A 13,991-nucleotide genomic window follows, 5' to 3' on the forward strand; every position below is an offset into this window, starting at 1 on the left:
TCGGGGCGTCGGCCCGCGAAAGTGCGGCGGTCCGGTTGTTCGGCGCGGTTCAGCCGACCAGCGCGGCGACGCCGCAGCGCGCGCCCGGCACCCGCACGTCGGCCTGTCCGACGCGGATGCCCGCCACCTGCTGCACCTGGTCGAGCAGCAGGTCGAGCGCCGGGGTGGCGCCGAACAATGCGGTAAACAGCGGCGTGGTGAGCGGCGAGGTGCTGACCGGAATGCCCAGCGCGGTGATCCGCAGGTCCAGCCGCTGCAACAGCGAGGCCACCAGCCCGCCGCTCAGCGACGAGGCATTGACCGTGCGCACCGTATTGGCGGCGATGTCGGCGGCGGAGAATTGCAGCCGCTGCCACGTCGATCCCGCCAGCTGGATGTCCGCCAGCCCCTTCACGCTGGTCAGCGGCAGGCTCAGCAGCGTGGCATATTGCGACGGCAGCGGCGTTTCCATGGCGTAGAAGGCCGGATCGGCGACCGAGGCGATCATCGCCCGCCCGGGCGAGGCGCGTGCATCGACGGCGACGCTGGCGCCGTCACTGGCGCAGGTGACCGCGGCCAGCCGCGCCTCTGCGCTCGCTCCTTCGATGACGATGGGCAGTTCGGCGGCGGCGAGACCGATGCCGAGCACGTCGATCCGCGCGGTCACGCCGATCCGCATCTGCGCGGTGCTCACCGTCACCGTCGCATCGCGGCCGACCTTGATCCACGGCGAGGTCGCCGACCGGCTGCCGATCGCCATCCGGACGCCGGTCGAGGTCAGCCCCGGCACCTGCGCGCCGAGGTTGAGCGTCACCTGCCGGTCGCCGCCGGTGCCGATCAGCGCCTCGCGCAGCAGCGCATCGGCGGCGACCTTGACCGCCGGCGGCGCCACGCTGGTGCCGAGGTCGATCAGCCGGCGGACGTCGACCCGCGTCGCCGGCACCTTCAGTGCGACCCGTCGCAGCACCGCGGCGGCGGGGGAGGTCGCCGCATCCGCCATTGCGGTCACCAATGTCGGCAGCTCGACGTTTGCCGCGGCGGTGCCGCCCTGCGATCCCAGGCCGACGCTGGCGCGCGTCTGCAACAGGCGCGACAGTGCGAGGATATCGACATTGGCGTCGACCAGCGCGCTATAGTCGGCGACCGACAGGTTGAGATCGACTCCGGCGAGCGACGACAGCAACGCGCCCGGCACGCCGCCCTGCACGCTGGCGAGCCGCGATCCGATGCTGATCGCCGCCTCGCCGGTGCGGGCCGCGGTCGCCGTCGCCTGCAGGTCCTGAAAGCGCCGGCCGGTCAGCACGCCGGCGAAGAACAGCGGCACGCGTCGCCCGAGCACGACCCGCACCGCGGTGCGTTCGTCGGCGCTCGCGCGGAACCGGGCCGCCGGGGCGAGGCTGCGATCCGCGGAATAGCTGCCGGGCTGCGCGGTGACGAGCGTCACGCCCGACGCCCCCTCCACCGCGATCAGCTGGTTGGCGGTGGTCGCCGCATTGGCGGTGCCGACGCTGACCATCGCGGCGCGATCCGCGAGGCCCTGCAACTGCTGCTTGCGCATCACCAGCGACCCGTAATCGACCGCGGTGGCGGCACCGCCCATGAAGATCAGGATGAGGAACACCGATAGAACCGAAACGCTGCCCTTTCGCGACGCCAGCAGCCCGCGCGCGGCGCGACGCATCACAATCCGCCCAGCAGGATGCTGGCGCGCTGGACGATCCGCGACGGCGGCGCGGGCACGAACGGCAGCTTCAGGTTCGCGTCGCCGCCCGCGTCATAGGTCACGGTGACGGTCAGCCGGTTCGCCTGTTCGACGACGCTGACCTGCGCCTGGCGCATGTCGTAGCGACCGATCGCCCGCAGATTGTCGGTGGCCTTGTTGACCGCCATCGTCTGCCGCTCGGCGGCGTCCAGCCCCGCGATCGACGCGCGCGCGCCGTCGCTGGCGGCATGCTGCACCCCGTTGGCGAGAAGATACCACCAGGAATAGGAGATGATGCCGAAGCTGAAGAGCATCAGGATCGGGATCAGGATCGCGAACTCGATCAATACCGCGCCGGCCCGATCCGCCCGTATCCTGCGCGTCGGGCGACAGATGGCAGTATCGCAGAGCGCTGCCAAGTATGCGCACAGAGTTGGCGTTCCGTCCTTCGGAACCATAAAGCTCCTCCCTCGCATGGAAATTTCGGCGAGGCGGGCTAAAAAATACCTAATAAATCATTATGGTTGTAGTTCGCGCGCCAACACCGTGATCGCGCGCGCCATCTCTTGTGCCGGGTGCATGCACCCCCTCGGCAGGCGCCGACATGCTTAGCGGCGTCGCATCCGGTTAGGGTCGCGGCAGCACCGCGCACCGGGCGCTCCGATACTGGTCGCGCAGCGCGGATCGGTGTAGCCGGTGGGCGAGGGTTCCAGAGGTCGCGCGCCCCGCGCGACCCGACGCCCCCGTGGAGCGACCGACATACCACGCAAACCGAACTACGATTTCGAGCGCCGCGAGCGCGAACGGGCCAAGGCCGCCGAATCCGCGAAGAAGGCGCAGGCCAAGGCGGACAAGCGGGAGGCGGATCGCGGTGCCGCAGAGGCGGAGCCGTCGCACGATCCGTGACGCGCGGCCTGCTCGCCGGCATGGGCCTTACGGCTGCGGGTTCGCCTTCGGCTCGGGCGTCTCGGCGGCGGCCTTCATGCTCTCGATCTCCGCCGTCGTCTTGTAGTCGATCAGCTCGACCTGGAACACGAGGTCGGCGTTCGCCGGGATCGGTCCCGATCCCTGCGGGCCATAGCCCATCGCCGCGGGGATGCAGAACCGCGCGATCCCGCTCTTCCCCATCATCTGCAGCCCTTGCGAAAAGCCCGGGATGACGCCGCTGACCGGGAAGGGCGATCGCATCCCCTGATCGAAAACCGCGCCCGTCGCCGCCAGATAGCCGATGTAATTGACCAGCACGACGTCGCTGGCGGCCGGCATCGCGCCCGGCGCGGCGCGCAGCATCGTATAGCCGAGGCCGTTCGGCGTGCGGCTGGTGCACGCACGCTGCGCCGCCGGGACGATCGGGTTGAGCGGCAGCGGGATGATCGTCCCGTCCGCTTTGACCGGGGCCGGTGCCGTCACCCGCGGCTTCGCCTTGCGGACGGCCGTGCCGCCGGGCGCGGCGAGCGAGATCAGGACGGCGGCATAGACGCCATGGCGCAGCGGACGGGAAGAGACGGTCATCGGCGGCGCTATAGGCAGGCCGCGGCCGTCGCGCCACTCCCGCGGCACGGCGGATCGCCCCTTGCACCGCGATCGGCGAAGGAGGAGACGGACGCGATGCTCGACGCGCTGCGCATGACCCTGCCGATCGTCCAGGCCCCGATGGCGGGGGTGTCGACGCCGGCGCTGGCCGCGGCGGTGTCGAACGCCGGCGGGCTCGGCGGAATCGCGGTCGGCGCGACCGATGCCGACGGTGCGCGCGGCATGATCGCGGCGCTGCGCGCGCGGCTCGATCGCGATGCCGCCTTCAACGTCAATCTGTTCGTCCATCCGCGTGCCATCGCCGATCGCGACCGGGAACGCCGCTGGCTCGACGCGCTCGCGCCGCGCTTCGCCGCCTTCGGTGCCGCGCCGCCCGCCGCGCTGCGGACGATCTACACGAGTTTCGCCGACGATCCCGCGATGCTGGCGATGCTCGCCGAGGTCGCGCCGCCCGTCGTCAGTTTCCATTTCGGGCTGCCGTCCGCCGCGGCGATCGCGATGCTGCGCGCGTGCGGCGTCTTCCTCCTCGCGACCGCGACCAGCCCCGCGGAGGCGCGCATGGTGGAGGCCGCCGGCATCGACGCGATCGTCGCGCAGGGGATCGAGGCGGGCGGCCATCGCGGCGTCTTCGATCCCGCCGCACCCGACGATGCGCTCGGCACGATGGCGCTGGTCCGGCTGCTCGTCCGCGAGGTCCGCGTGCCGGTCGTCGCGGCGGGCGGGATCATGGACGGCGCGGGCATCGCCGCCGCGCTACGGCTCGGCGCGGTCGCCGCGCAGCTCGGCACCGCGTTCGTCGCCTGCCCCGAATCCGCCGCCGATGCGGGCTATCGCGCCGCGCTGGCGGGGCCGAGGGCGTATCACACCACGATGACGTCGCTGATCTCCGGCCGCCCGGCGCGCGCGCTCGCCAACCGGTTCACCGCCCTCGCCGGCGATCTCGCCGGGCTGGTGCCACCCGATTATCCGATCGCCTATGACGCCGGCAAGGCGCTGCATGCGGCGGCGACGGCGCGGGGCGAATCCGGCTTCGGCGCGCATTGGGCCGGGCAGGGGGCGCCGCTCGCCCGGGCGATGCCGGCGGCCCGGCTGGTCGCGACGCTGATGCGCGAGACGGATGCCGCCGAACCGCCGCCTCAGCTGCGCGACGGCGTCTCGCGGATGACGAGCGACCGGCCGCGATAGGCGGCGGCGGTGATGCCGGACCGGCGCTGCACGACCCGCTTGCCGCCGCGCAGCCAGGTCACCTCGACGGTAACCGGGGCGGTCGTCGCCAGCCCAAAATGGACCGGCTGCGCGCTTTGCGTGTTATAGCCGTCGCCGGTGCCGACCTGCCGCGTCGCGAGGATGCGCCCGCGCGCATCGCGCAGCCGCACCTCGGCGCCGGGCCGGGTGAAATGCCCGCGCGCGTCGAGCAGCAGCACCGACAGGCTGCGCGCCGCGGCGGCGGCGGGCAACAGGTTGCGGAACAGGAAATGGCCGCCGACCGGGCCGTAGCCATCGGTGATCGACAGGTCGAGCGCACCGTCGCGATCGTAATCGACCCATTGCACGCCATGGTCGCCGGCGTTCATCGCACTGGTGCGCGGCAGCACGTTGACGAAGCGGCGCCCGCCCTTGCCGTCGGATTCGTTGTGGAGCAGCGCGTTGGTCGGCTCCTGTTTCCCGACCGGGCCTTCGTAGGCCATGATCGACAGGTCGAGCCAGCCGTCATTGTCGTAATCGCCCCAGGCCGCGCCGACGCCGTGATTGGCGAAGCCGACGCCGGTCGCGACCGAGACGTTCTCGAACGTGCCGTCGCCGCGGTTGCGATAGAGCGCGTTCGGCCCGTAATTGGGGACGAACAGGTCGAGCCGCCCGTCATTGTCGTAATCGCCGATCGCGCAGCCGACGCCGCCCTCTTCCTTCGTGCGCGCCGGCCCCGCGACGCCCGCCTGTTCGGCAACGTCGACGAAACTGCCGCCGTCGTTGCGCCACAAGGCGTCCTTCGCGCCCGACTGGTTGGCTAGGAACAGGTCGAGGTCGCCGTCCGCGTCGTAATCGAACCAGCAGGCGCCGACGGTGGGGCGCGGATCGGACACGCCGGTGCCGGCGAACACCTGCGTGAAGCGGCCGCCGTCGTTGCGCATCAGCCGGTTGGGCCCGATCCGGTCGGCGGCATAGAGGTCGACGTCGCCGTCATTGTCGTAATCGACCCAGCTCGTCTGCCGTGCCGAGCGGCCGGCGAAGCCAAGCCCGATCGCGGCGCCGACCTCCTCGAATCCCTTGCCCTTGCGGTTGTGGAAGACGAGCGTCGGCTGCTTGGGATCGGTCGCGCCGCCGAGCAGGTCGAGCCAGCCGTCGCCGTCGTAATCGCCCCAGCTCAGGCCGCGCAGCTCGTGTGCCGCGGTGGGCAGGCCCATCGCCGCGCCGACGCTGACGAAGGTGCCGCCGTCGTTGCGATAGAGGCGCACCTCGCCGCTCTTCAGCGACACGGCGAAATCGAGGTCGCCGTCATTGTCCATGTCGCCCCAGGCGTTGGACAGCGACCCGACCACCCCGAACAGCTCGGCCTGGACCGGCTGAAAGGCGGGCGCGGTCGTGCCGGCGGCGGGCAGCGGCACGCCATGGCCCGGCTCGTCCGCCTGCGGCGCGGCGGCGAGCAGCAGGCAGAGGGGCAGCAGCGCGGCGAGCGGGCGGCGGGACACGGACGAACGACGGTACATGGGGCTTCCCCTTTGAACGGACGGGGCGGGTTGATCGGGCCGCTGGCCCGCGCCGGGACGTTGCGACGCCCGCCTCTCCCCCTCCCAAACGGACGGGCGGCGCGTTTCTGCTATCCGTCGCCGGCCGGGACGAGCAGCAGCGATCCGTCGCCGCCCTCGATCGCGCGGATGCCGAAGCTCTGTTCGAGCGCGCGGGCGAAATCGCCGGAGCGATCGGAGCGGAACGTGCCGCCGATCCGCACGCCGGCCAGCGCCGGATCGCCGATCACGATCGGCCTGATGCGGTAGCGGTTGAACTCGTCGACCGCCTGTTCCAGCGTATCGCCGTCGAAGCTCAGCCGCCCGTCCTGCCATGCCAGCCGGCGCTGGATATCGGTCGGCGCCAGCGCGGTGACGGCGATCGTGCCGCGCCGCACCGCCGCGGCATTGCCCGCGGGCACATGCCGTTCCGCCTTGCCGCCGTCGCGCACGCCGACGATCCCCTCGCTTACCGTCACCTCGGTCAGGTCGCTGCGCAGCCGCACGGTGAAGGCGGTGCCGACCGCGCGCACCCGCGCCTCGTCCGCCGCGACCACGAACGGGCGGCGCGTATCGTGCGCCACGTCGAAGCTCGCCTCGCCGCGCAGCAGCCGGATCGAGCGACGTCGGGGCGCGAGGTCGACGGTGACCGCGGTGTCGGTGTTGAGCCGCATCAGGCTGCCGTCGGCCAGCGTCACCACGCGGCGTTCGCCGACGCCGGTCGCATAATGGTCGCCCGTCGCGCCGAACCGCCACGCCGCCGCACCGACCGCCGCGACCAGGCCGGCGGCGATCCCGCCCATCGCGAGCCGCCGCGTCACCGGCGGCGCCGGTGCGCGGCGGGCGGCGGCGATCGAGACCGGCATGGCTTCGCCGCGCACCGCGCCGCCGTCCAGCCGCTCGGGCGCGATGTCGCGCAGCCGCGCGGCGAGGTCCCAGCCCGCCTCGACCTTGGCGAAGGCATAGCCGTGCGCCGGGTCCTGCTCGATCCAGCGATAGGCGGCGTCCCAGTCGGCCTCAGCCTCGCTGGCGCGGGCCTTCAGGAACAGACGCGTCGCTTCCGCCTCGATCGCCGTTCGTTCCGTTGCGCCTGTGCAGGGACCATCCAAAACCCGAACCCTCGTACTCGCCGATCGCCTGCATGATCTTCAGCGCGGCGCGTGCCAAATGCTTGTCTACCGTGGAAACGGACAAGCCCATCTCCTCTGCTATCGCACCCGTCGGCCAATCGTAAACACGCCGCAGCACGAATGCGCGCCTGCATTGCGGCGGCAGGGTGTCGAGGATCGCCTGCAGATGGCGCAATTCGTCGCGCGCCTCCAGCCGCGCCTGCGCGCTGTCGTCGACGCCGATCAGGTCGAGGTCGGCGATTACCTCGAACGACACGATCTTGCTGCGCCGCGCCGCATCGATGACGAGGTTGCGCGCGATCTGGTACAGATAGGCGCGGCCCGACTGCACGCGGTCGGTGTCGCCGGTCGCATAGGCCCGCGTCATCGCCTCCGCCACGACGTCGTCGACATCGGCGCCGTCGGGCAGCACCCGCCGCAGCCGCGCCCGCAGCGCGCCTTCGTGCGGCAGGATGGCCTGCTTGTACCATTCGAGCCTGGCTCTGACTGAATCCAACGGAACCCCCCGATCGTGGCGAAGGCGATCCTCTCCCGCGGACGTGCTGTTGAGGCGATACGACCAGCATTGGACACCGGTGTCCAGCCATCATGAAATAAAAATGACACGATGGTTAGCAGATTGTGTCGTCACGACCGTCTTCCCCATCAGTGAACACCATGGCCGGGGGGCTGACGATGACGACACCCATGATGATGGCGACGTTGCTGACCGGCGCCGCCATGACGTTTGCGGCACCCGCCGCGGCCGCCCGGCCGGCGACGATCGCCTTCGCGATCGAGGCGCAGTCGGTGCAGGGCGCGCTCGCCCGCTTCGCCGAACAATCGGGGGTGCAGATCCTCTATCCCTACGACCGCGTCGCCGGCCTGCGCACCGCCGGGGTGAAGGGGCGGATGTCGGCGGAGGCGGCGCTCGGCCGGCTGCTCTCGGGCACCGGCCTGCGCGTCAACCGCAGCGGCGGCGGCGTCATCGCGCTGTCGCTGCCGCCGTCCGCCACCGCGCTGCCGCAGCCGGTGCGCACCGCCGCTTTCCGCCCGGCGGCGCTCGCCCCCGCGTTCCAGCAAGCGCAGGCGCAGGCCAGCGACGCGCAGGACCCGACCGCCCCGACCGCGCAACAGGTTGACGAGCCCGCCGCGGACATCGTCGTCACCGGCAGCCGCGGCCAGCCGCGCACCGTCGTCGACAGCCCGACCCCGATCGACGTCATCAGCGGTGCCGAGCTGCAGCGCACCGGCAAATCGGGCGTGTTCGCCGCGCTCAACACGTTGGTGCCCTCGTTCAACCTGCCGACCCGCGCCGGCGGCGGCACCTCGACCGTGATCGCCACCGGCGGCCTGCGCGGCCTCAATCCCGACCAGACGCTGATCCTCGTCAACGGCAAGCGCCGCCACAAGACGTCGCTCATCAACGCCGTGTCCAATTACTACAACGGCTCGGTCCCCGCCGATCTCGACATGATCCCGACCGCCGCGGTCGACCATATCGAGGTGCTGCGCGACGGTGCCGCCGCGCAATATGGCTCGGACGCGATCGCCGGCGTCATCAACGTCATCCTCAAACATGACGCGGCGGGCGGCTTCGGCGCCGTCACCGCGGGCCAGAACATGGACCGCAGCGACGGCGAGCTGTTCCAGGCCGATCTCAACCTCGGCCTCCACCTCGGCGAGAACGGCTTCCTCAACCTGTCCGCCGGCGCCAAGAAGCAGCAGGCGTCGAACCGCGCCGAGCCGATCGCCTCCACCATCCGCCTCTATCCGCTGGTCGCCGGCGCGCTCGACCCGCGCGAGGCGACGATCGACCGGCTGGTCACTTCCAATTACGGTGCGATGCCGCAGGAGAGCCTGAACACCGCGTTCAACGCCGGCTACGACCTCGGCACCGTCGAACTCTACGCGTTCGGCACCTACAGCCAGCGCAAGTCCGATCTCAACTACACCTATCGTCCGGCGACCAACGCCAATGCGCTGCCGCAGGTCTATCCCAACGGCTTCTACCCGCGCGTCGTCATCAACGAGGAGGATTACGAGGTCGCGGTCGGCGCGCGCGGCGTGATTGCGGGCTGGAAATGGGACTTCAGCTCGACGCTGGGGCGCAACCGGTCGCGGCAACGCGCCGATCGCACGATCAACGCCTCGCTCGGCCCGACCAGCCCCACCGAATTCTACGTCGGTTCGCTGATCTCGAAGGAGGCGGTCAACTCGCTCGACCTCACCCGCTCCTATCCGCTCGGCGCGGGCCGGCTGCAGGTGTCGGGCGGGTTGCAGCACCGCATCGAAAGCTATCAGGTCGCGCAGGGCGAACCCGCCAGCTATGCCGCCGGCACCTATACCTCCAGCCTCGGCCGGCCGACGCCGGGTGCCTCGGGCGCGGCGGGCTTCCAGCCGTCCGACGCCGGCTTCGTCAAGCGCAACAACCTCGCCGCTTATGCCGACCTCGCCTGGGATCCGTCGCGCGACGTCACGATCGGCGGCGCGCTCCGCTACGAACATTATGACGACGACAGCGGCGACACGCTGATCGGCAAGGTCAATGCGCGCTACGCCGTGACGCCCTGGATCGCACTGCGCGGTGCGGCGAGCACCGGCTTCCGCGCCCCGGCGCTGGCGCAGCAGATCTATGCCTCCACCACCGGCCAGTTCCGCAACCTTGGCACGCCGCCGGTGCTCAACCTGTTGCAGATCAAGACGCTGCCGGTCGGCTCGCCCGCCGCACTGGCGCTCGGCGCGCAGCCGCTGACCCCGGAGAAATCGACCAACCTCAGCGCCGGGCTGGTGTTGACCCCGCTCGCGCGGCTCAGCGTCACGATCGACGGCTATCAGATCAGGGTCGACGACCGGATCGCGATCACCTCGACGCTGACCGGCAATGCGGTGTCGGCGATCCTGATCGCCAACGGCCAGTCGCCCGACATCAGCGCGCAATATTACACCAACGCGATCGACACCCGCACCCGCGGCGTCGACGTCGTCGCGACCTACCGCCACCCGCTCGGCACGGTCGCGAACCTCGCGTGGAACCTCGGCTACAATTACAACAAGACGATCATCACCGGGGTGAAGGCGAACCCGCCGCAGCTCGCCGCGCTGGGCGCCGATTACGTCCTGTTCGACCGGCTGTCGCGCAGCAACCTGACGGTCAACCTGCCGCGCACCAAACTGTTCGTCGGCAATGTCGCGACGATCGACGCCTTCACCTTGTCGACCCGCGTCGTCCGCTACGGCAGCTTCAAATCCTACGGCAACGCCGTCGTCAACGACCGCACCTTCGGCGCCAAGTGGATCACCGATCTGGAACTGTCGTGGAAGACGACCGACAGCCTGACGGTGGCGGTCGGCGCGAACAACCTGTTCAACGTCTACCCCGACCGCAACGACACGCAAACCAACGTCAACACCGGCGCCGGCTTCTACGCGACCAGCGGCGCCTACGGCTTCACCGGCGGCTATTATTACGGCCGCGTCGCGGTCAGCTTTTGAGAAGGAACGGGGCGATGCGCGCGACGATCATCCGGGCCGCGGCCCTTGGCCTGGCGGCGGCGGCACCGGCGGCGACGCCGGCCACCCATGCCGGCGGCGGCGAGATCCTGTGGGACACGTTCGGCGTCCCCCATGTCTATGCGAAGACGGAGGCCGGCGCCTTCTGGGGCTTCGGCTATGCGCAGGCGCAGAGCCACGGCAACCTGCTGCTCCGGCTGTTCGGCGAGGCGCGCGGGCGCGCCGCCGAATATTGGGGCGGCGCGGACAATGAGACGCAGGACCGCTGGCTCGTCGCCAACGACGTGCCGACCCGCGCGGCGACGTGGTTCCGCCAGCAGACGCCGCAGATGCGCGCCGACCTCGACGCCTTCGCCGCTGGCATCAACGCCTATGCCGCTGCGCATCCCGATGCGCTCGATCCGGCGATGCGCCGCGTGCTGCCGGTCAGCGGCACCGACGTGATGGCGCATGCACACCGGCTGATGAACTATGTCTACATCGCCTCGGACCGCAAGGTGCTCGCCGATCCGACGACCAACGAGGCGGGCGGGTCGAACGCCTGGGCGGTGGCGCCGTCGCGCTCGGCCAGCGGCAAGGTGATGCTGCTCGCCAACCCGCATCTGCCCTGGGCGCCGAGCATGCTGACCTATTACGAGGCGCATCTGAACGCGCCCGGCTACAGCGTCTATGGCGCGACGCAGGTCGGCCTGCCGGTGCTACGCTTCGCGTTCAACGACGACCTCGGCTTCACCAACACCGTCAACACGATGCTGGGCTATGCGAGCTATAAACTCACGCTGGCCGACGGCGGCTATCGCTACGACGGCAAGGTGCTGCCGTTCACCACCGCGCAGAAGAGCTACCGCGTGCGCCAGCCCGACGGCACGCTGAAGACGGTCGCCTTCACGCAGCGCTATGCGACGCAGGGGCCGGTGTTCGACCTGCCCAGAAACGGCGGCACGATCGCGCTGAAGGTCGCCGGCCTCGACCGCCCCGGCGTGCTCCAGCAGTATCTCGACATGGGCAAGGCGCACGACTTCGCCGCCTTCCAGCGTGCGCTGCGGCGGATGCAGGTGCCGATGTTTAACATCGTCTATGCCGATCGCGCCGGCCACATCATGTATATCGACAACGGCATCCTGCCGCGACACGCCGACGGCGACGTCGCCACCTGGTCCAGGCCGGTGGCGGGCGACACCTCGGCGACGCTGTGGCGCGACGTCCACGGCTATGACGATTTGCCCAAGGTGGTCGATCCCGCCAGCGGCTTCGTCCAGAACGCCAACGATCCGCCCTGGCTCGCGACCTGGCCGCGCCAGCTCGATCCCAAGGCGTTCCCCGGCTATGTCGCGCCGGTCGGCCCGGTCAGCCAGCGCGCGCAGCATTCGGTGATGCTGATGACCGCGACGCCTAAACTGTCCTTCGACGATTTCGTCGCGCGCAAGCTGGAGACCGGCTCGCTGATGGCGGACCGGCTGCTGCCGGACCTGCTCGCCGCGGCAAAGGGCAATGCCGATCCGGACATCGCCGCCGCTGCCGCCCTGCTGGCGGGCTGGAACCATAAATTCGACGCCGACGCGCGCGGCGCGCTGCTGTTCGAAACCTGGGCCGCCCTGTTCGCGCCGCGTAATTTTGTCGACCAGAGCAATTATGCGGTGAAGTGGACGCTCGACGATCCGCTCGCCACGCCACGCGGGCTGAAGGACCCCGCCGCCGCGGTCGCGATGCTCAAGGCGGCGGTCGCGAAGACGCGCCAGCTGTACGGCGCGCTCGACCGTCCGTTCGGCGAGTCGTCGCGGTTCCACCTCGGCGACGTCAGCCTTCCCGGCAACGGCGGATTCGGCAACACCGGCGTGTTCCGCACGATCACCTGGGGGCCGATGAAGAACGGCGAACGCACCCCCGTCCATGGCGAAACCTGGGTGTCGATGATAGAATTCTCCAAGCCGATGAAGGCGTTGGGCATGATGAGCTATGGCAATTCCAGCCAGCCGGGATCGCCGCACAACAGCGATCAATTGCGCTTCCTAACCTCGAAGACTTTCCGTACGCTGTGGATAGAGCGAACCGAAGTGGAGCGTCACGTCGAAGACAGGACCCGTTTCTGATGCGCACGACCTTGCTTGTCCCGCTGGCCGCGTTCGCGCTCGCCATGCTGCCGACCCCGGTGTCCGCCCAGGGCGCCCCGAAGCAACCCGCGCGCACGCAGGACGCACGGCAGGTCCATGACGCGGCGATCGTCCTCGACACGCATTTCGACACGCCCGCCAATCTCGGCCGCCCCGGCTGGAGCATCATGGACCGCCACAGCCGCGCCGACAGCGGCGATCAGGTCGATTACCCGCGCATGGTCGAAGGCGGGATCGACGGCGGCTTCTTCGCGATCTTCACCGCGCAGGGGCCGCGCACGCCGGAGGGGGATCGCGAGGCGCGCGACGCCGCGCTCGTCCGCGCGGTGCAGATTCGCGAGATGGTGGCGCGCCACCCCGACGCCTTCCGGCTGGTCACCACCGCCGCAGAGGCGCGGGCTGCGGTCGCGGCGAAGCGGCGGTTCGTGTTCATGAGCATGGAGAATGGCTATCCGTTCGAGGCGGACCTGTCGCTGATGCGCAGCTTCCAGCGGCTCGGCGTCACGATGATGAGCCCCGTCCACTTCAAGAACGACGACCTTGCCGACAGCGCCACCGACACGCCCGAATGGAACGGCCTCAGCCCCAAAGGCAAGGCGTTCGTGGCGGAGGCGAACCGGCTCGGCATCCTGATCGACCTGAGCCACGCCTCCGACGACGTGCTGCGCCAGACGATCGCGCTGTCGAAGGCGCCGGTGATCCTGTCGCATTCGGGGGTGCGCGCGATCTTCGACCATCCGCGCAACGTCACCGATGCCGACCTGCGCGCGCTGGCGGCGAAGGGCGGCGTCGTCCAGATCAACGCCTTCGACGGCTATATGATCGCCCAGCCCAAGGTTCCGGCACGCGAGGCGGCGATGGCGGCGCTGATGGCGAAGCTGCCGCCGCGCGCGACGATGACCGAGGCGGATCGCAAGGCCTTCCTCGCCGAGCGCAAGGCGATCGACGCGCGCTGGCCGGTGCCGCGCGCGACCTTCGACAATGTGATGAAGCATCTGCTCCATGCCATCGACGTGGCGGGGATCGATCACGTCGGTATCAGCGGCGATTTCGACGGTGGCGGCGGGGTCGAGGGGTTCGACGACATCACCGCCTTCCCGAAGATCACCGCGGCGCTGCTCGCGCGCGGGTTCGGCGCGGCGGACGTCGCCAAGGTGTGGGGCGGCAATGCGCTGCGCGTGCTCGACGCGGCACAGGCCGCCGCCGACCCGGCCGCGCGCCCGGCCATCCCGGTCACCTCGTGATCGCGTCGGCGATCCGGCACGACGGGGAGGCTGGTCCGGCCCTGCACTGAGCAGGCGCGTGCGAATGGATGCGGACC

General features: G+C 70.3%; 10 protein-coding genes. 4 read left to right on the forward strand and 6 right to left on the reverse strand.

All coding sequences use genetic code 11. The annotated features are described in order from the left end of the window. Window positions 1–49 precede the first annotated feature (49 nt). The 3 genes from B2515_RS05035 to B2515_RS05045 form a co-directional block, all read right to left on the reverse strand. Complete coding sequence (locus B2515_RS05035) at window positions 50–1,660, reverse strand: TadG family pilus assembly protein (protein WP_293874455.1); 1,611 nt, start codon at window positions 1,658–1,660, stop codon at window positions 50–52. Further along, a complete protein-coding gene (locus tag B2515_RS05040) occupies window positions 1,660–2,028 on the reverse strand; it encodes a TadE/TadG family type IV pilus assembly protein (RefSeq protein WP_293874458.1) in 369 nt (122 codons plus the stop codon). Before B2515_RS05040 ends, B2515_RS05035 begins: the two co-directional genes overlap by 1 nt. Before the next feature lie 586 nt (window positions 2,029–2,614). Beyond that, window positions 2,615–3,193, reverse strand: a complete 579-nt coding sequence (locus B2515_RS05045; RefSeq protein ID WP_293874461.1) for an FKBP-type peptidyl-prolyl cis-trans isomerase — start codon at window positions 3,191–3,193, stop codon at window positions 2,615–2,617. Window positions 3,194–3,289: 96 nt separating this feature from the next. Between B2515_RS05045 and B2515_RS05050 the strand changes: the two genes are divergently transcribed. Further along, window positions 3,290–4,399, forward strand: coding sequence for an NAD(P)H-dependent flavin oxidoreductase (locus tag B2515_RS05050; protein ID WP_293874464.1), 1,110 nt, complete (start codon window positions 3,290–3,292; stop codon window positions 4,397–4,399). Here B2515_RS05050 and B2515_RS05055 read toward each other — a convergent pair. From B2515_RS05055 to B2515_RS05065, 3 genes are all read right to left on the reverse strand, one after another. Then, the gene (locus tag B2515_RS05055; protein WP_293874467.1) at window positions 4,351–5,919 is read right to left on the reverse strand and encodes a CRTAC1 family protein; all 1,569 of its coding nucleotides are present in this window, start codon (window positions 5,917–5,919) and stop codon (window positions 4,351–4,353) included. The genes B2515_RS05050 and B2515_RS05055 overlap by 49 nt on opposite strands. 110 nt (window positions 5,920–6,029) lie before the next feature. Next, window positions 6,030–7,046 carry a FecR family protein gene (locus tag B2515_RS05060; RefSeq protein WP_293874470.1) on the reverse strand — a complete coding sequence of 339 codons (1,017 nt, stop codon included), beginning with the start codon at window positions 7,044–7,046 and terminating at the stop codon, window positions 6,030–6,032. Continuing rightward, a complete protein-coding gene (locus tag B2515_RS05065; RefSeq protein ID WP_293874473.1) occupies window positions 6,955–7,563 on the reverse strand; it encodes an RNA polymerase sigma factor in 609 nt (202 codons plus the stop codon). The genes B2515_RS05060 and B2515_RS05065 overlap by 92 nt, the downstream gene beginning before the upstream one ends. A 179-nt stretch (window positions 7,564–7,742) precedes the next feature. Here B2515_RS05065 and B2515_RS05070 point away from each other — a divergent pair, with 179 nt between their 5' ends. The 3 genes from B2515_RS05070 to B2515_RS05080 are packed head-to-tail and all read left to right on the forward strand — an operon-like array spanning window position 7,743 to window position 13,914. Then, window positions 7,743–10,541, forward strand: a complete 2,799-nt coding sequence (locus B2515_RS05070) for a TonB-dependent receptor (protein ID WP_293874476.1) — start codon at window positions 7,743–7,745, stop codon at window positions 10,539–10,541. Between the two features lie 14 nt (window positions 10,542–10,555). Continuing rightward, window positions 10,556–12,649, forward strand: coding sequence for a penicillin acylase family protein (locus tag B2515_RS05075; RefSeq protein WP_293874479.1), 2,094 nt, complete (start codon window positions 10,556–10,558; stop codon window positions 12,647–12,649). Continuing rightward, window positions 12,649–13,914 (forward strand): dipeptidase, encoded by a 1,266-nt coding sequence (locus B2515_RS05080; RefSeq protein ID WP_293874482.1) that lies wholly within the window; start codon window positions 12,649–12,651, stop codon window positions 13,912–13,914. The genes B2515_RS05075 and B2515_RS05080 overlap by 1 nt, the downstream gene beginning before the upstream one ends. The last annotated feature ends 77 nt before the right edge of the window (window positions 13,915–13,991 follow it).

The sequence above is a fragment of the Sphingomonas sp. UBA978 genome, assembly GCF_002292295.1.
In the GTDB taxonomy this organism is placed as follows: Bacteria; Pseudomonadota; Alphaproteobacteria; order Sphingomonadales; family Sphingomonadaceae; genus Sphingomonas.